The organism is Catonella sp., assembly GCF_052169795.1.
Lineage (GTDB): Bacteria > Bacillota > Clostridia > Lachnospirales > Lachnospiraceae > Catonella.
In genome coordinates, this window is the sequence record NZ_JBQNBU010000042.1 from 1 (window position 1) to 19,094 (window position 19,094).

Annotated in this window: 16 protein-coding genes and 2 tRNA genes; 16 read left to right on the top strand and 2 right to left on the bottom strand. The window is 35.1% G+C overall.

All coding sequences use genetic code 11. The features are described 5' to 3' along the window. The 14 genes from ACTTKP_RS07500 to ACTTKP_RS07565 form a co-directional block, all read left to right on the top strand. The coding region (locus tag ACTTKP_RS07500; protein ID WP_442553281.1) for an ABC transporter permease at positions 1–1,856 on the top strand (1,856 nt) is incomplete at its 5' end. 1,077 nt (positions 1,857–2,933) lie between these two features. Next, positions 2,934–5,072, top strand: a complete 2,139-nt coding sequence (locus ACTTKP_RS07505; RefSeq protein WP_442553282.1) for a methyl-accepting chemotaxis protein — start codon at positions 2,934–2,936, stop codon at positions 5,070–5,072. A 514-nt stretch (positions 5,073–5,586) separates the two neighbouring features. Next, positions 5,587–5,671: transfer RNA gene (locus ACTTKP_RS07510), tRNA-Leu, on the top strand. A gap of 30 nt (positions 5,672–5,701) precedes the next feature. Then, a tRNA-Leu gene (locus ACTTKP_RS07515) sits at positions 5,702–5,784 on the top strand. Between the two features lie 79 nt (positions 5,785–5,863). Further along, a complete protein-coding gene (coaD, locus tag ACTTKP_RS07520) occupies positions 5,864–6,343 on the top strand; it encodes a pantetheine-phosphate adenylyltransferase (protein WP_442553283.1) in 480 nt (159 codons plus the stop codon). A 72-nt stretch (positions 6,344–6,415) separates the two neighbouring features. Then, positions 6,416–7,030 carry an AAA family ATPase gene (locus ACTTKP_RS07525; protein WP_442553284.1) on the top strand — a complete coding sequence of 205 codons (615 nt, stop codon included), beginning with the start codon at positions 6,416–6,418 and terminating at the stop codon, positions 7,028–7,030. A 197-nt stretch (positions 7,031–7,227) separates the two neighbouring features. Next, complete coding sequence (locus tag ACTTKP_RS07530) at positions 7,228–8,067, top strand: ABC transporter ATP-binding protein (RefSeq protein ID WP_442553285.1); 840 nt, start codon at positions 7,228–7,230, stop codon at positions 8,065–8,067. Beyond that, positions 8,045–10,228, top strand: a complete 2,184-nt coding sequence (locus ACTTKP_RS07535) for a hypothetical protein (RefSeq protein ID WP_442553286.1) — start codon at positions 8,045–8,047, stop codon at positions 10,226–10,228. The genes ACTTKP_RS07530 and ACTTKP_RS07535 overlap by 23 nt, the downstream gene beginning before the upstream one ends. A 23-nt stretch (positions 10,229–10,251) precedes the next feature. After that, entirely contained in the window at positions 10,252–10,593 is a 342-nt protein-coding gene (locus ACTTKP_RS07540; protein ID WP_442553287.1) for a hypothetical protein, read from the top strand. After that, entirely contained in the window at positions 10,583–11,932 is a 1,350-nt protein-coding gene (locus tag ACTTKP_RS07545) for an ABC transporter permease (RefSeq protein ID WP_442553288.1), read from the top strand. Before ACTTKP_RS07540 ends, ACTTKP_RS07545 begins: the two co-directional genes overlap by 11 nt. Positions 11,933–12,103: 171 nt before the next feature. Next, complete coding sequence (locus tag ACTTKP_RS07550; protein ID WP_442553289.1) at positions 12,104–12,475, top strand: PadR family transcriptional regulator; 372 nt, start codon at positions 12,104–12,106, stop codon at positions 12,473–12,475. Then, the gene (locus tag ACTTKP_RS07555; RefSeq protein ID WP_442553294.1) at positions 12,468–13,745 is read left to right on the top strand and encodes a DUF4097 family beta strand repeat-containing protein; all 1,278 of its coding nucleotides are present in this window, start codon (positions 12,468–12,470) and stop codon (positions 13,743–13,745) included. The genes ACTTKP_RS07550 and ACTTKP_RS07555 overlap by 8 nt, the downstream gene beginning before the upstream one ends. A gap of 153 nt (positions 13,746–13,898) precedes the next feature. Further along, positions 13,899–14,462 (top strand): alkyl hydroperoxide reductase subunit C, encoded by a 564-nt coding sequence (ahpC, locus tag ACTTKP_RS07560; protein ID WP_208427819.1) that lies wholly within the window; start codon positions 13,899–13,901, stop codon positions 14,460–14,462. Between the two features lie 248 nt (positions 14,463–14,710). After that, the gene (locus ACTTKP_RS07565) at positions 14,711–16,348 is read left to right on the top strand and encodes an FAD-dependent oxidoreductase (RefSeq protein ID WP_442553290.1); all 1,638 of its coding nucleotides are present in this window, start codon (positions 14,711–14,713) and stop codon (positions 16,346–16,348) included. Positions 16,349–16,353: 5 nt separating this feature from the next. Here ACTTKP_RS07565 and ACTTKP_RS07570 read toward each other — a convergent pair whose 3' ends face one another. Beyond that, the gene (locus tag ACTTKP_RS07570; RefSeq protein ID WP_442553291.1) at positions 16,354–16,533 is read right to left on the bottom strand and encodes a hypothetical protein; all 180 of its coding nucleotides are present in this window, start codon (positions 16,531–16,533) and stop codon (positions 16,354–16,356) included. A gap of 171 nt (positions 16,534–16,704) precedes the next feature. Between ACTTKP_RS07570 and ACTTKP_RS07575 the strand changes: the two genes are divergently transcribed. After that, positions 16,705–17,286 carry a rhomboid family intramembrane serine protease gene (locus ACTTKP_RS07575; protein WP_442553292.1) on the top strand — a complete coding sequence of 194 codons (582 nt, stop codon included), beginning with the start codon at positions 16,705–16,707 and terminating at the stop codon, positions 17,284–17,286. A gap of 2 nt (positions 17,287–17,288) precedes the next feature. On the opposite strand, the gene ACTTKP_RS07580 is transcribed toward ACTTKP_RS07575, so the two are convergent. Further along, positions 17,289–18,284, bottom strand: coding sequence for a hypothetical protein (locus ACTTKP_RS07580; RefSeq protein ID WP_442553293.1), 996 nt, complete (start codon positions 18,282–18,284; stop codon positions 17,289–17,291). A 461-nt stretch (positions 18,285–18,745) separates the two neighbouring features. On the opposite strand from ACTTKP_RS07580, the gene ACTTKP_RS07585 reads away from it, so the two are divergent. Further along, entirely contained in the window at positions 18,746–18,997 is a 252-nt protein-coding gene (locus tag ACTTKP_RS07585) for a hypothetical protein (protein ID WP_442553295.1), read from the top strand. Positions 18,998–19,094: the final 97 nt, after the last annotated feature.

Below are 19,094 nucleotides of genomic sequence, written 5' to 3' on the forward strand. Positions count from 1 at the left end.
ATAAGATTAAAGTTATTAAAGAGGATATTAAAGGGCTTGAAACTAAGATAAATGGTAGAAGATATGAAGAAGTAAAAACTGAGGCAGAGAATAAGCTTAAAAAGGCAGAAAAGAAACTTGAAAAAGGCAGAAAGAAACTAGCTAAAGCAAAAAGAGATGTGGCAGATATTAAAGAGCCTGACTTTTATGTACTTGACAGAAATATGATGGAAGGATATGTAAGTTTTAAGCAGAATGCAGACCGTATGGACAGCCTCGGCAATGTATTCCCGGTAATATTTTTCCTGGTTGCAGCCCTTGTGAGCCTTACTGCAATGACCAGAATGGTAGATGAGAACAGAATGAGCATGGGTATACTTAAAGCACTGGGCTATAGAAGTTCAGCTATTTCAGGAAAATATATAGCCTATGCACTGCTTGCAACAGTAAGTGGAGGAATTATAGGAGTAGTGATAGGTGAAAGGTTTCTACCGCTGCTTATAATAAAATCTTATGGAACATTGTTTAGAGGAATGCCTTATTGTTTTACACCTATAAACTATGAACAGGCTTTTTTGGCTTTACTTGCAGCAACAGTAAGTACGGTAGCGGCAACACTTATTTCAGCACTTTCACAGCTCCTTGAAAATCCGGCATCACTTATGCGTCCACTTCCACCAAGTTCAGGCAGAAGAGTACTTTTAGAGAGAATAGGCTTTATTTGGAAAAGACTCAATTTTACAAGGAAGTCTACTGTCAGAAATCTTGCAAGATACAAGAAAAGGCTGATAATGACAGTGGTTGGAATAGGCGGCTGTATGGGGCTTTTGCTTGTAGGTTTTGGACTTAAAGACTCTATCAATGAGATAGCAAAGAAGCAGTACATAAGGATATTTACTTACGATGCTAATATAACGCTTAATTCTAAGGCAAATGAGGCAGAAAAAGCTGAGGCGGTAAAGGCTGCCATAAACTATGACGGAGTGGATGAAACTATCAGGATACAATCTCTTGCTGTAGATTTGACTAATGGAGATAATATAAGGAGTGCGAATCTCTTCATACCTGAGGATACAAAGAAAATAAAAGATTTTCTGACTATCAAAAAAAGGACTACAGGCGTAGAATATGACTTTCCAACCGGTGATAGGGCTTATATATCGGAAAAGACAGCGAAAATGTTAGATGTAAAAGAGGGAGATAGCATAAATATTACCAGAGATGGAAAGAAGCAGGTATCCGTTAAAATAGATAAAATAGTAGAAAACTATGTGTTACATTATCTTTTTCTCTCACCTGAACTTTATAAGAAATTATATGGAGAAGAGCCTGAATACAATACTCTTCACTTGAAATTTGACAGGGAAAAGGTGGACGAACAGGATTTGGGAAGTAAACTTTTATCTTATGCAGGTTGTTCTGGAGTGCTGTTTGTAGATGAGCTTGAAGATAATATAGACCGTATGTTACAGGTATTGGACTTAGTTACACTGGTGCTTATAATTGCAGCAGGACTGCTTGCTTTTGTGGTACTTTACAATTTGAATAGCATTAATATACTTGAGAGAAAGAGGGAGCTTGCAACTCTTAAGGTACTCGGCTTTTATGATAATGAGGTTTCACATTATGTATATAGGGAAAATATCCTGCTCACTGTTTTTGGAATAATGGTGGGGCTGATATTTGGCAAAATACTTCACCGATATGTTATTGTGACAGTAGAGGTAGATATGATGATGTTTGGAAGGAATATAAGTATTTTCAGTTATATTATGAGCAGCCTTATTACAATTGGTTTCTCTGTAATGGTTAATTTAGCTATGTATTTTATTATTAAGAAAATAGACATGACAACTTCTCTTAAAAGTGTTGAGTAAAAAAGGGGCTGCAAATCAGAGTTTATCTGATTATGCAGCCTTTTACTATTTATTCAGGAAGTGAAAATCTTTCTTTATAAATATTTCTATTTTTTTCGTATTCAGCTTTTTCACTTTCCGTAAGTTCTCTGAAATAATCATGTTCACTAAAAATCATATTGCCGGATTGGATAACATTAATTGCAATATTTGAACAATGTCCTGCAACCCTGTCGCAGTAGGTAATATAGTCGGTAAGGACAACACCGAGTTCCCCTGAACATTCTCCGATACGAAGTCTTGCAACATGCCGTTTATTTTCTTTCCATCTGTATCGCTTACATCTGTTCCGGATATCCTTACAAGATAGGCACTTAGTTCGTCTTCAAGGTCATCAAGCTCATTTTCTATGGACTTAATATTGTCTTTTTTCTCATTTGTGAAATCATAAAAATCTTTAATTGAATCAATAAAAGCCTTACTAAATCCTTGAGGAGGATATTATATGTAAAATATGAAACAGTATTTACTATTTAGCTAGATTTTCAAGGTAAGTGCAACACCATGTTGCATTTAAGTTGAAAAACTACATCAAATAACAAAAAGGAAGTGTCAAACTTCCGGATTGCAATATTTTAAATTCTATGATATAATAAGTAATAATAAAGATAGTAATAAAATAAATAATAGGAAATAAAATTTTTGTAAAGGACTTGACAATAATGTTAAAACGAGATAATCTTAGACAGACAGACAGACAGACAGACAGACAGACAGACAGACAGACAGACAGACAGACATTAATGCTGTCTTGTTTTTGCTCCGTTCTTTTAAAAAATTAAATAAAGAAGTTTTATATAATATAAAGATTGCTTGAGTGGTATAGTTCCCTAAGCAGTCTTTTTGTTTAAAAATATCTTTTAATAGTATGGGATGAAAATAATATAAGATTATTTTGTTTAGGCAACTTATAAGCAGGAGAGGAGGTGTAATGTGCTATGACAAAATTATTTTCAGATTCATTAAAGCTTCCACAAGATGATTTTTGAAGTAAAAAGTCTTAATTAAATGAAAATAATGATTGGGAGGTTTTGGTCTATGATTAAAAGCAACAGTAAATTTAATAATTCTAAAAGTATCGGATTAAAGGTGGGTATTTTAATAACTATTATATTGTTTGTAGTGCTTGGAATTAAGTCGGCAATAAAAAATAAAAGTGATTTTGACACCAGAATTTCTCAAGGGGAAAATATAAAAAAAGAACAGGGTAAAAAAGGTGCAAGTGAGCTGGAAAAAAAGTTTTTGATTGCATATGAGGTTGCTAAGACTATTAACGCTGTTATAGGAAATGAAATTACTAATACTCCAGTTGATAAAAGAGACAGGAACCGGATTGTAGATTTTTTGAAATTAGCTGTTAAAAATGATGTCTGTATAAAAGGTGCCGGTGTCTATTTTGAAGCTAATGCATTTGATAATAAGGATAGTTTGAATACGAATTTGAACAAATCCGGCAGATTTACAGTGTATGCTTTTGAAGATTCAGGAAATATAAAACTTACGTATGATGATGAGACAAACAAATCATGGTATATGGATTCATATACCACTCAAAAGAATACGATTTCAGAACCGTATATAACTGTAGCAAGCAATACTTTGGATACCACATATACCATACCTATAATAGATAACAATAAAAAATCTATAGGAGTTGTCCTAGTGGATCTATTTATAGGAGATATTCAGGAAGAGCTAGAAGGACAGACGGGCAACAGTGAAGATGATTACATTGTTATTGTATCAAAAGGAGGCAATGTTGTTGTAAACTCTATAGACAGAGAAAAAGTTTTGAAAAATGTATTTGATATGCACCCAAAATATAAAGAGTTTATGGATAAAACCCAACTTGGAGAAGAAAGTTCGCTTGTTATAGACAGTGTTACTACAGGCAAAAAATCGAAAATAAATTTTGTTCCAATAAATATAGCAGGAATAGATGATGTGAAATGGGCTTATGAAACGGTGACATCATTTGATAAATTTTTAGGAAATGCAAAAAGAGAAGCTTTAATTCATACCTTAGTTGATGTAGTGATATCATTACTAATAGGAATTATAATTATTGCTATTTTGGTAATTAAAATATCACAGCCTATGATGCTGATAGAAAAAGCTATCAACAAGTTTGCTGATTATAACCTTAATTTACAAGAAGAGGTAGAAAGTGCTGGAAAATATATCAAAAGAGATGATGAAGTAGGAAGTGTTTTCAGAGCTTTGAAAAAATTGATAGAAAATCTTACAGAAACAGTATCAGGAATATCGAAGCAGGCTAGACTGACAGCGGCTACATCAGAAGAATTGATGGCAACAGCACAAAATGCGGTTACATCAGCAATGGAGGTATCAGGTGCAGTAACCAATATAGCAGAAGGAGCAACAAGTCAGGCTGGAGATACCCAAAATGCAGCAGAGTCTGTAACAAAAAGCAATGAAAATTTAGAAAAAATGCTGGATATTTTAAAATCTCTTATAACTATGGTTGAAACAATAAGTATTAAAAAAGAAGAAGGGACAAAGAGCATAGATGAGCTGGTGGAAATTACAAACGAAAGTATATCAGCAGCAGGGGAAGTAAACCATATAGTAGTGGCAACTAGTGAAGCGGCAGGAGAAATAGCAAAAGCAAGCGAGATGATACAGTCCATATCGGATCAGACTAATCTGCTTTCCTTAAATGCGGCAATTGAAGCAGCCAGAGCTGGAGAGGCAGGCAAGGGCTTTGCTGTTGTAGCAGATGAAATAAGGAAACTGGCAGAGCAGTCAGCAGGATTTACAAAAGATATAAGAAAAATAATAGAAGAACTGAAAACAAAGGCAGAAACAGCAGTTGTCACAATGGAAAAAGTAGGAAGGATAGTGCAGGCTCAGACAGAGAAATTGGATGAAACCTCCGGAAAATTTGAAGAAATAGCTGAAGCTGTGGATGGCAATAAGGACATAGTAAGAAAAATAGATGAATCATCAAAAGAAATAGAAAATGGAAATAAAAATATAACAAGAATAGTGGAAAATCTATCAGCAATAGCACAAGAGAATGCTGCAACCACTGAAGAGGCGGCAGCTGCGGTAGATACTCAGGTACAGGCAATGGCTGATATATCAAGAGCAAGTGAAAATTTGGCGGCAATTGCAGCCGAATTACGAAATGAATCATCTAAGTTCAGCCTTTAATATTATATATTATAAATAAGCAGCTGAATTTACTTAATTTTGCCAGACTATCGGCTGTCTGTGCCTCCTACCACTGCATAATGCAGATAGCTGGAGTTTATCATATCGGACACTGAGGTCCAAGTGAGAAAAGTATTAAACCGGATAAAAAATTTTGGTTTAATACTTTTTTGCCAATTATAATTATACATAACATAAAATTCTGATGAAAAAGCAGTTTGATGTATAGTGACTTTTTCAACTTTATTGAGTTTTAATAATAAAAATACAGTAAAAGCTGCAATAAAACATTTTATAAATAATTATGTACAAGTTCCGTTATAGCTAGATTTTCAAGGTAAGTGCAACAGAGGTACCTGTCAGAGTAAGTGCAACACCATGTTGCATTTAAGTTGAAAAACTACATCCGAATAACAAATTAAAAAAATCTTAATTACCTCTTGCATTTTAATTTAATATATGCTACAATATAATTCGTTCGGTCGAACAAGTGAAAATTGAAAATGAAGTATATGCGGAAGTGTTGAAATTGGTAGACAAGCAAGACTAAGGATCTTGTGGCTATTGCAGTCGTGTGGGTTCAAGTCCCATCTTCCGCACTATTTTTTTGTCCAAATATTATTGATTTAGCGGATGTGGCGGAACGGCAGACGCGCTAGATTCAGGTTCTAGTGAGAGCAATCTTGTGTGAGTTCAAATCTCATCATCCGCACTGATTAAAATGCTGTTGCAATAAGGCGTAACTTAGGTTATCTTTATTGTAACAGTTTTTTTGATTAATGGAGGTAATTATGGTAAAAGCAGTCTATCCGGGGAGCTTTGACCCCGTAACTAATGGACATATTGATGTAATAAAGAGAGCTGCTGCAATAGTGGATGAAGTTATTATAGGAGTTCTTGTAAATAAGAAAAAATCACCTTTCTTTACTATGGAAGAAAGGTTTGAAATGTTAAAGAAAGCTGTTGCAGACATACCGAATGTTGTAGTAAAAACCTTTGAAGGCACTACGGTAGACTTTGCTAAAGAAAATGATGCAAAAATAATTGTCAGAGGACTTAGGGCTGTGACCGACTATGAAAATGAAATGCAGATAGCCCAGACTAATAGGCAGATTTGTGAAGAGATAGAAACCTTATTTTTGATAACTTCACTGGAATATGCATTTTTAAGTTCTACAATAGTAAAGGAAATAGCATCTTTTGGAAAGGATGTTTCAAGCTGGGTGCCTGAGGCGGTTGAAGAGAAATTAAAGGAAAAGTTTGGGGGTTAGCTTATTGTAAAAAACACCTATAAGAAGTATAATTATACATAAGAAAGTGTTTGTGTAGAAAGGAGGAGAGTTATGAATAAAATAGTTACTATCAGCAGACAGTATGCAAGTGGGGGGCGTGAGGTTGCAGAAAAACTGGCTATGAAATATGGTATTCCTTTTTATGACAGAGAACTTATCGCAAGGGCGGCTAAGGAGAGCGGTTTCGCAGAAGCAGCCTTCGATAATATAGAGATGAAGGCTACCAATAGCTTGCTTTATTCTATAGCGATGGGAATGAATGCTTATGGAAGTCCTGATATTGGCTACACACATCTCTCGCTTGATGACCGAATTTATATAGCACAGTCAAATGCAATTAAAAAGATTGCAGAAGAGGGTCCTTGTGTTATAGTTGGACGCTGTGCAGACTATGTACTGAGGGAGAGACCTGACTTAATAAATATTTTTATCTGGTCTTCTATGCCTTATAGGATTAGACGGGCTGTAGAGCGAGATGGAATTGAAGAGGAAGATGCAGAAGAAACAATATTGAAAATGGATAAACGCAGAGCAAATTATTATAATTATCATTCAGTAGAGAAATGGGGAATGTTGACTAACTATCATTTAGCCATTCAAAATGATTTTAGGGGAGTTGACAAGACTGTTGAGGTTATTAAACAGTTTATAGATAGTATGGAATAGGGAAATAAAAATTATCTTGGCTACATATGGACTGCCGTAAGGAATTTTCCTTACGGCATAGTTTATGTAGGAAGAATATGTTATTTAATTCTTAAGGATAATTTAATAAAAAAGATATGCCTGAATTAAAAAATGAGTGTTATATTTGATATGTAAAAGGTTGTTTGTTAAGAAAATGAAGAAAATTTGGTAAAAATATGGAAAAAATCATCGAATTGAAAAATGTGAAAAAAATATATCACATGGGAAATGAGAGGATTAAGGCAGTGAATGGAGTCAGCTTTGAAATAAACAAAGGAGAGTTTTGTTGTCTTTTGGGTACTTCAGGCTCAGGAAAATCCACATTGCTTAATCTGATGGCAGGAATTGAGAAAGCCTCATCAGGAGAAATTCTCCTAAAAGGTTATGACATAAGAAATATGAGCGAGAAGAATCTTGCAGATTTTAGACAGCGTTATCTGGGATTTGTATTTCAGGCATATAATCTCATAGGCTCGATGAATGCTATTGAAAATGTTGAAATGCCGCTTGTGTTTAAAAGAGTGGATTCCAAAACAAGGAGAAGGCTTGCAGAACAGATGCTTAGGCAGGTAGGTTTAGGCAGCAGGCTTACGCATAAGCCTAAGGAAATGAGTGGTGGTCAGCAACAGAGAGTAGGAATAGCAAGAGCCTTTGTGGCAAGACCCGAAATAGTCTTTGCAGATGAGCCGACAGGAAACCTTGATACTAAGACTACAATGGAAGTAATGGAATTAATCCATGCTATGGCTAGAAGGAATAAGCAGACAATAGTCATGGTAACGCATGACCCAAGGCTTGCAAGCTACGGCGACAAGATTATTCATATACTTGATGGAAACATTCAAAAGGTTGAGGTAATAAAAACTGCTGAGCAGATAGAAGAAGAAAGTAGGATTGAGATAGAAAAATTCAATCAACTTCAGAAAGAAAAGAAAAAGGCAAGGGAAGAAAAACTTGCAAAATTAATGGGTAAACATACGGAGGATATAAAAGATGAAGCTAAAGAAAATAATTAAAACAGGAGCTGCTGTTTTTATGGCTGCAACTATGGTATGTACGGGAATCAGTGCTTCGACAATAACTACAGTCAAAGCTGATGAAACTGATCTCAGGGGTTATAAGGCGATTATGCCTAAGGCAATTCTTGCAGATGTACTCAAGCCTTATAATGTGCGTCCGGGCGATACTGTAGATGTAGTTATACCTATAAAAGCTTCTAATTTTGCAATAAGAAAGCCGATTATCAATGTGGATTTGAGTAAGACTTCAGGTTTTACCCTTGCTTCAGATATTACCTGCACAGATGAAAAAGGTAATAAGATGGAAAATATTACGGTGAGGGATACTGCCTATGTTAAATTTTCAGTAAACATTCCATTAAATGCTAAAAAAGGTAAATATAATGATGTGCCTGTTACCTTTATAACTCAGGATAGTTTTAATGATTATCAGGAGGTTACTCTTGACCAGCAGAGTAAGCTGACCTTTATTGTATCAGAACAGAAGAAAAGTGCCAAGTTTTCGCTTTTAGACACTGAATATCCTAGAAAAATAAAGGAGAATCAAGAAGTATCGGTTAAACTTGTTTTTAATAATGACGGAGAACTTGCCGCAAATAATGTGACAGTCAGTATAGAAGGTTATGAAAATACACTTATACCGGACACCCAGCCTACAGAGACTATAGGCAGAGTAGAAGGCGGATCTACAGGGGAGGTAGAGTTTGACTTTACTGCAATTAAGAACTTACAGGCAGGTGTTACTAAGTTAGATGCTGTAGTTAAGTACGAATATTCCGACGGAAGTGTTGCAGATCCGCAGAAGTTTACAATTTCAATGGAAAATATAGCAAAAAAGACTGATGCCGAGAAAACTGTAAAAAAACCTATAATACAGGTGTCAAGTGTAAGTTATCCTCATTATACAATAAATGTGGGTGATGAATTTGATGTAATATATGAATTAAAAAATATAGGTGAAGTAGATGCTAAAAATGTAGCTATAGATACTACAGGTTATTCTGAGGCAGGATTGAAACCGAAAAAAGCTTATGATAAATATCGTAAAGCTTTACTAAAGGCAGGTGAGTCATTTACATTAAAAAGAAGTTTTATTGCTACAGAAACTATTCAGGATGGAATGAAGCCTATTACTTTAAATTTTGCTTTTTATTCAGTTAAAGATAAGGCTATGGCAAACTTAATTCAAGATACTATGAGTATTTATATTGATACTAAGGGTAAAGAAAGTTCAGGTGATGTAGATAACAGTATGCCTAGGCTTACAATATCTAAATATGATACAGGAAAAAAGAAAATAAAGGCAGGAAAAACATTTAAATTTACCTTTGATATAATGAACCCACATTCAAGTGTATCGGCAGATAATATAGTTGTTACAATTTCCTCGGCAGATAATAACTTTGCTATAGTAGAGGGAAGTGCAAGTATGTTCATAAATTCCTTAGCACCGGGGCAGGTTGAACGCCGCAGTATACCGCTTAAGGCAAAGGGAGACATAGCAACCAATGGCTATGACCTTGGAATTACCTTTGATTATGAATATAAAGCTAAGGATGTTGCAAATAAAAATGCCCTTATTAAGAAGCAGAATAAAATAGAGGAGAAGCTTAAGCTTCAGGTGTATTCGGATGATAGACCGATGCTTGCCAATATTTCCGTAGGTGCAGGTGAGACCCCTATACTTAATGAATCTACGGCACTATCTTTTGACTTTAATAACATGGGTAAGTCAGTTCTTTATAATGTAACTGCTAAGGTTAAGGGAGATTTTAAATCTACCAATGAAATTCTGATTATAGGAAATGTAAATGCAGGTGAGGGCAGGTCTTGGTCAATGGATGTGACTCCTCAGAAGTATGGTATGGGCAAGGGAGTGCTTACTATTTCTTATGAAGACAGTAATGGTAATGTATCCTCTTATGATACTAATTTTGAGAGCATGGTTAGTGAAACCAATCCTGATGAGATGCCTGAAATACCCGGTAATAATATGCCGGTGCCTGAAGGACCTAAGGAAGTAGTTCCTATGTGGGCATTTGTACTTGGGAATATTATTATCTTCATCATTGGAACTGTTGTAACAAAGAATATATTGATTAAAAAATATAAAAAGAAAAAACTGGCAGAGGCTATGCGTGAAGATGAGGAATTATAATATAAAGGAATGAGGTGATAGTTTTGAATAAGAATTTATTTATAATGGATGGAGTGCTTTCAACAATGATAGCAAATGCAGGTGAAGCAGTACCTGCAACATCCTCAGGTGAAGTAATTACAGATGGGGCGACAGCACAGACAGGAGATGCAGCTACCGCAGATACCGGCAGCTTTACAGGAGATGCTGCAGGCATGAACGGTATGGATGGAATGAATGCTGAAGTTGGAACAGCTAAATCGATTACTCAGAGTGTACCTGCTACAATAGGTGTAGCTGCAGGAGTTCTTGTGCTTTCGATTTTAGCAGGCATAGTTATTGCCAAGTTAAAGATTAAAAAGGGTATAAACTTATATGAAGATTAGTGATCTTATGAAAATGGGTCTGAGGAATCTTGGAAGGAGAAAGGCCAGGACTGCCCTTACCGTAGTAGGAATAGTGATTGGAACCATATCCATAGTTGTAATGATATCCATTGGTATAGGAATGAATCAAAGCTTTAGGGAAAATCTTATGCAATATGGAAGTTTTACGGTTATTAATATGGACAAGAACCAGATAAGCTATGATGAGAATGGAAACTACTCAGGTGAAAAGAAGCAGAAACTGGATGATAAGCTTATAGAGAAGTTGAAACAGATTCCTCATGTAAAGACCGTATCTCCTGTAGTAAATTTGCCGGTAAAATTGAAAACCGGTAACTATGAGAACACTACACAAGTGAATGTAATGGATGCTGATTCTTTTGAGGATTTAGAATTTCCTAAGTTGAAACATGGCAAGACTTACCAGAAAAGCCATAGCAGGACTAAGATTAAGCTTTGGGTAGGAACTGAGGGATTTTTTGGATTTACTAATCCGAATTCTGCTAATTATCAACCTAAAAGGGTAAATCCTGAAAAAGACAGGATGACTCTTTCAGTATATGATGAAGAGTCCCTGCCTCGTGACGAAAAGGGTAATATTAAAATACAGTTAAAAGAATATCCTACTGAAATGACAGTGTTTGATACTGAAACCTTTAATGAATATTCTTATGGTTTTTATATGGATAAAGAGCAGTTTATGTATATCTTTCAGGACTATGTAAAACAGCTTCCTGTAGATAAACGGAAAAAAGCTGAAAAGAAGCTTAAAGAATATGAGGCAATCAAGTTAAATGCTGACAGTGTCGAAGATGTTCAAAGCATACAGGAAGCCATTCAAAAGCTAGGCTATAAGTCAAGCAGTATGTCTGATTTTACTAAGCCGATAGAAAATTTTTCAAAGACCATCCAAATGGTGCTTGGCGGAGTAGGTGCTATATCCATGCTCGTTGCGGCAATATCAATAGCCAATACGATGATTATGTCCATCTATGAGCGTACTAAAGAGATAGGTGTAATGAAGGTGCTTGGCTGCCACATAAGTGATGTAAAGAAACTCTTCCTGTTTGAAGCAGCTATGATGGGACTTATAGGAGGTGTTATAGGAATAACCATGAGCTATGCGGCTTCCTATGCATTAAATACTTTTGGTGGGGCTTTAGGCAGTGCACTTAACATGTTCGGAGGAGCCGGAGGAGGGAGCAAACTTTCTATAATTCCTCTGTGGCTGCCTTTTGTAGCTGCCGGATTCGCAATTATAATAGGTATAGTTTCGGGTTATTATCCTGCAAGCAGAGCAACTAAGATTTCTGCTATTGAAGCTATGAAGAATGAGTAAAATTGTGTATTTAAATTTTACATCTATATTGGGTTAATTAAAGTTCCTTTAGAAATTAAAAGTCTAAAGGAACTTTTTTGTTGACAAACTATATTATATAATATATAATATACGATAATAAGTAATATGGTTGATTGTATTAGCTTCAAGAGAAAAGAAAGGAGAAAAATTATGACTTATCAGGTAACAGCACCCCTATTGGATGCCTGTGTGCTAGGAATATTAGAAAAGGAAGATTACTATGGATATACACTGACACAGAAGGTACAGGAGGTAATAGATATTTCTGAATCCACACTATATCCTGTACTCAGGAGGCTTCAAAAAGAAGGAGAACTGGCGACATACGACAGCCCGGTGCAGGGGCGTAATCGCAGATACTATAGAATCACACCGGAGGGTAAGGAAAAACTTAAATTTTATAAGAAAGAATGGAAGTCTTATAAAGAAGGAATAGACAGGCTGTTAAGTGGAAAATTAAATGTAGAATTTTCATTCTCAGTCAATATAAATAACGGTAAGGGGGCAAAGGGTGATGAATAAAAATGAATTTATGGAAAGTCTTAAGGAAAAGCTGTCAAAGTTAAACAATGAGGACAGGGAAGATGCTATCAATTATTACTGGGAATATTTTGAAGAAGCAGGCTTTGGAGAAGAAAGTGATGTAACTAAGAATGTGGGCAATCCTGATGATGTGGCTGCTAAGATTATAGAGGCAGCAGAGTGTCTTAGGGGTGGTGAATTACAGAAAGACAGTTCTTGTAATCAGAAAGAAAAGGAAAATATAACAACAGAAAATAAGACAGAATATAGTACTGATATTTCTAAAGAAAGCAAATTAACTGAGGAAGTAAAAGAGGAAGATGATTCTGACGAAATAGAGAAGTCGGGAAGCCATCCGGTAGAAATTACAGCTTTAGATATATTTGGGAATGACAAACAAGCTTCATTTGATAGTATAGAAATAGATATCTCAAGCTTGGATGTAATCTTAAGAACAGGTGATGAATTTGGAATCTCTATAAACTGTAAAGATGAAGAGCCTGTTATAGAAAGAGAAGGTAACTGTCTTGTAGTAAGGGACAGGAAAAAAGCAAAATTTATAAAACTATTTAATTTTAACTTTAATATTTTTGGCAAAGAAAAAGGCTTTATAGAGATTATAATTCCAAGAGATAAAAAGTTTAATAGTATAAAAAGCAGGTTGGAGCTGGGGAAATTTTATTTGTTTGCGATAACAGCAGATGAAATGGATGTAAGAACAGATATGGGTTCTTTGGAGTTGGTAAGTGCTACAGCCGCTAAGTGTAAACTTGGAGCAGATATGGGGCATATATCAGTTAAAGACAGTGCTTTTAATAAATTAAAAGTAAAAAGTGATACCGGAGCAGTAAATGTAAAATATTCAAAGACAGAATTGTTGAAAATATCTACAGATACAGGTTATATATCATTAGAAAAAACAGATGCAGATAATACAGAACTTAGGTCTGATACAGGTTATATTAAACTTTACAGTGGAAATTTAGGTGAGGTATCAGCAAAGACAGATACCGGTCTTATTAAGTTTGACGGAACAGAAGTAAACTCTCTTGAGGCAAAGAGCGATACAGGAAGCATATCAGCAAGACTTGTAGGGACAAAAGAAGAATACAGTCTTGATCTTAGCAATGACTTGGGAGTGATTATAGTGGATGGTAAAAATAGTGCAGGCTCTATATTTAATGGCAGATATAAGGATAACAGGGGAGATAAACAGGTAAGAATGAGTGTAGATACCGGTAAGATAAATGTGTCATTTTTTGGGAGATAAATGTTATCAAAAAGTTCACAAAAAGTTTCAAAATTTCCTTTGACAATTGTTGTCGACTATGGTATATTGTATATTATAATATTGTACGCAATTAAATCATAAAAAAAGGATTCGTACATAAAATAAATACAAATTTGAAAGGAGATTTTAACAATGTCATTAATTAACAAGGAAGTATCAGATTTTACAGTACAGGCTTTTGAAAACAATAATTTTAAAGAGGTAAGCAAGAAGGATATTTTAGGTAAGTGGAGTGTATTCTTCTTCTATCCTGCAGATTTTACATTCGTTTGCCCAACAGAGCTTGAGGATCTTCAGAACCTCTATCCAAAGTTCAAAGAAGTTGGATGTGATATTTACAGCGTATCTACAGATACTCATTTTGTACATAAGGCTTGGCATGACAGCTCAGAGAGAATTTCTAAGCTCACATATACAATGCTTGCAGATCCTACACATGTACTTTCAAAGGATTTCGAAGTATATATCGAGGAGAACGGTCTTGCTGAGAGAGGAACTTTCGTAGTAAATCCGGAAGGAAAGATTGTTGCTTATGAAGTAAATGCAGGTAATGTAGGTCGTAATGCTGAGGAACTTTTCAGAAAGGTTCAGGCACTTCAGTTCGTACACGAGCATGGTGATGAAGTTTGCCCTGCAAAGTGGACTCCTGGTGCTGAGACATTAAAGCCAAGTCTTGACCTTGTAGGACAGCTTTAATTTTAGGTGGCTTACGAGCCATAGCTTATGAACTTTTAATTATGTAGATAAAAATATAGTGCTGTCGCATTCATAGCAATATCAGATAAGGAATTGTCTGATATGCTAACCTGCGGCAGCATATTTTTGTTTTAACAGAAAACTTCATTGAAATTTTTCGTAAAAATATGTCTTGTGATTTATATGTAAAAGGGTTAAAATGAATGTGGTTGGTGTAGACGAACATAAATTGCTTGGGAGGAGAAATAATGGACAATAAAAACTTATATGATGTAGCAATAATTGGCGGAGGGCCTGCAGGACTTACAGCGGCTATCTATCTTGCAAGAGCTTGTTATAGGGTCATAGTCCTTGAAAAAGAAAAGTTTGGTGGACAGATTACAATTACTTCAGAGGTAGTTAACTATCCGGGTATTGAGATTACAGACGGGCATACTCTCACTGAGAAGATGAGAATTCAGGCTCAGAACTTTGGAGCTGAATTTAAGCTTGCGGAAGTTACCTCAATAAATATGGATAATGATGTTAAAGAAATAGAAACAACCAAGGGTAAGATACAGTGTCTTGGCGTACTTCTTGCTACCGGAGCACATCCTAGAATGATAGGATTTGAAGGTGAGGCAGAGTATAAGGGACATGGTGTGGCTTATTGTGCTACCTGCGATGGAGAATTTTTTACGGGAAAAGATATTTTTGTAATAGGTGGAGGTTTTGCAGCTGCTGAAGAGAGTGTGTTCCTTACAAAATATGGAAAGCATGTAACAATACTTGTGAGGGAAGAGGACTTTACCTGTGCGAAGGCTACGGCAGATGAAACAAAGGCAAACAAGGATATTACCGTATTTTATAATAAAGAGGTTGTAAGGGTTGAAGGTGATGGAGTACTTAGAAGCATTACTTGGAAAGATAGAATTACAGGTGAGGAAACTACACATAAGGTAGAGGATGATACCTTCGGAGTATTCGTCTTTGCAGGCTATGCTCCTGAAACAAGCCTTGTTGAAGGAATTGCAGACTTGGATGAAAGAGGCTATATTATTACAGATAAGTCACAAATGACTACAAAGGAAGGACTTTTTGCAGCCGGAGATGTGTGTATTAAGCCTTTGAGACAGGTAGTTACAGCAGTAGGTGACGGTGCACTTGCAGCTACGGAGCTTGAGAAATATGTAGTTAAAATGCATAAGAAGACAGGTATTGTACCTGAAAGACCTCTTAGGGAAGGTAATGCAAACAACTATGAAAAACCTCCTGTAAAGAAGGAGACAGCTAATCAGGATAATGGAAATGCTTTGTTTACAAACGATATGCTTTCACAGTTAAATACAGTATTTAGCAGGATGGAGAATAAGCTGGTATTAAGCCTTGGACTTGATAACAGAGATTCTTCAAATGAGCTTAAGCACTATATTGAAGAACTTGTTAAACTTACAGATAAGTTAAGTATTAAGTATGAAGAGGATGTAGAACAGGCTGAACTGCCTTATGTAAAGGTTTGCAAGGAAGATGGAAGTTATTCAGGTCTTGCTTTCCATGGAATACCGGGAGGTCATGAATTTACTTCCTTCATTTTAGGACTTTATAATGTGGCAGGTCCGGGGCAGCAGATAGAGGATGATATTAAAAACAGAGTGCTGGCAGTAGATAAGGAAACCAAGATAAAGATTATGGTTTCACTCACCTGTACAATGTGTCCTGACCTTGTAGTTGCGGCTCAGAGAATAGCATCCTTAAATCCAAAGGTAACTACTGAGGTGTATGATTTGAATCATTTCCCTGCTCTTCGTGATAAATATCAGATTATGAGTGTACCTTGTATGGTAATTGACGATGGTAAGCCTAATTTTGGCAAGAAGGATGTAAGTCAGGTACTGGATTTGATTTAGAAAAATTATTTTTGCTTTTTGTTATTATTCATAACATATGCATTTAATATGAGTATGCCTCCTATTCCTATGAAAGCGGCATACTCATTATTTTTATTCGAATAATACATGTAGCCTGCAATTAAAAGTACTATAATTCCCGCAATTATTTTTATAGTGAAAGGAGAAAATTTTTTAGGTTTCATAATGGCCTCCTGAAGTTTTTAGATATATTATAAAGGATTTGCAGGATAAGTAAAGAGTATTAAATTTTAGATGTATGAATTTAATTATTGTGGTATAATTATTGCTGACAATCACTCAACAGCCTGATGATAAGCATAAAAAGTAAATGAGTTAAAAGGGAGTAGAATAACATGAAAAAATGTTTTAAGATTTCTATTAATTCACCTGTTGTACTTGGATTTTCAGCTATTTGCCTGGCTGCACTTTTGCTAAGTATATTTACCAAGGGAATGACCAATAAACTGCTGTTTATGACATATCATTCTTCGCTTACCAACCCTCTGACATACTTGAGATTTTTCACACATATTTTTGGGCATAGCGGAGTAGACCACTTTATGGGGAATATAACCTACATACTGCTCTTAGGGCCGTTACTTGAAGAGAAGTATGGAAGTAAGTTGCTGATTCATTCGCTAATTATTACTGCTTTAATAACAGGAATTGTAAATTATGTGTTTTTTCCACAGGTTGCACTGTGCGGAGCAAGTGGAGTTGTGTTTACCTTTATTTTGCTTAGTTCATTTACAGGCTTTAAGGAAAAAGAAATCCCTCTTACCTTTATCTTAGTCGCTATCATTTTCATAGGACAGCAGGTATATGAGGGAATTATGGTTCAGGATAATATTTCCAATCTCTCCCATGTACTTGGTGGTGTAGTAGGTTCGGTTATGGGATATTTATTAAATAAAAATGGGATTAAAAGAGTTTAAACCTAATTTTTCCCGGTTACAGTATGGGTAGAGCTTGGCTCTACCTTTTTTTCTACTGATGGAGTAGTTACAATAATATCAGTATCAGTATTATTGGTTATGGTTATAGGAATCTTGTAGTTAAGAGTGGTGATTTTTGTATCTTTTGCTCCGGCATTTACTATAAGGACAGTTCTGGCATCTGTAAAAAGTTCAATTTTCTTATCAGCGGTTATTTCGGTTTCTTCTGCATTTGCATCAATTGATATTTTGTCTACCTTATTATTATTTCCACTTATTTTAATATCGGATTTGGCGAGCACAAATATATCGCAATGTGCCTTGTTGCTGTTAGATTCGAAATCAAGTGAAACTGAATTAGTTAAATGTATTGCATTTACAAGGGCATTTTTTCCTGATGATTTAAGAGTGATTTTAGCGCCGTCCATTTTTGTGTATAGATAGGAAAGCTGTCCTAAAATTTTAATTTTGGAATTTTGCGTATTTGACAGTGTAATTGAATTAAGTGAACTTCCAGCTCTTATTGTGAGGGATAAGTCTTTTCCATTTGCCTCAATGTTTTTGCCGAAACTACCCTTAACAACAGTGAAATTAGTTTTTCCATTTACAATAATATCATTTATCTTTGTATTTTTAAGCAGTCTTGAAAATTCGGCTTGATTGGTAGCATAACCCTTATTGTCTACTGCTATATTTACTTTGAGGGTATATTTAAGTTTGTTTTTGTTGTAAATTTTTGCATATCCTATTGTTTTGCCCACTGCCAGTCCTTTAATTGTACCGTTGTCCGATATTGAGGCGATTTTAACATTTTTAACAGACCATTTAGCAGTTAAATTTTTATTAAGTCCTTTAATTTTTAGCTTATAGCCTTGCTCAATATGTAATGTTACAGCAGTTTTATTAAGCTTAGGAACAGCTGCTGAAACAGGTATTATATAAAATATAAGCATTATTAAAAATACAGTTAATGTTATGATAAAATTAGTTTTTTTCATGTTAACTCCTTTATGATAAAATATAAGTTAATTTTAGCATGAAGAGGAAGTGAGTACAAGATACAAGAGTGAGAATGTTGTGTGTTGATAAAACATAAGGTCTTTGAGCAGTCTCTATAAATGGTAAAGGGAAGTGTCAAACTTCCGGCTTGACATAATATAGTTTATATGCTATTTTGTTATCAGATAAAACTCATAGAGTGTGAGTATAAAGAAAACTCAATAGAAGATTTGGTCATAGAGTGTGACCAAGTAAAATAAAAGAAAAGCTCACCGAGAAGACAACTCCTGTTTACAGGGGTTGTTTTTATCATAGGAGAAAAGATGGCTAAGAAGAGGTTTGTATTTTTATCAAATGAATTTTATAGTATATATACTGCAACTGAGTATCCAGAAATGGAGCAAAAGCAAATAGAACATATATTCAGGCTTGTGTTGAGATAGATGGTGTTCAATTTGCTATCCCTTTGAGGTCTGATATAAACCATCCCCATGTTTTGTGGACTGATAAAGCTAATCATTGCGGAGTTGATTTTTCAAAGGCGGTGGTAATTAAAAGGGAAAGCTATATTGATATGAACATAGAACCATATTTAAGACAGAAAGAGTTTGATGCTTTGCGAGGAAAAGATTATAAGATTAAGTGTAAAATGCAAAAGTACATTAAAAAATATAAAGAAGCAAAGCAGGATTTGAGTAAACCTGTAAATTAAGCATATAGTGATTGAATGTGTACCTGAACAAAAAAGTAGTACTCGGATAGCTGAAAAATATGGGTTTCAAAAGTGTGGTATTATCGACGGACTGATT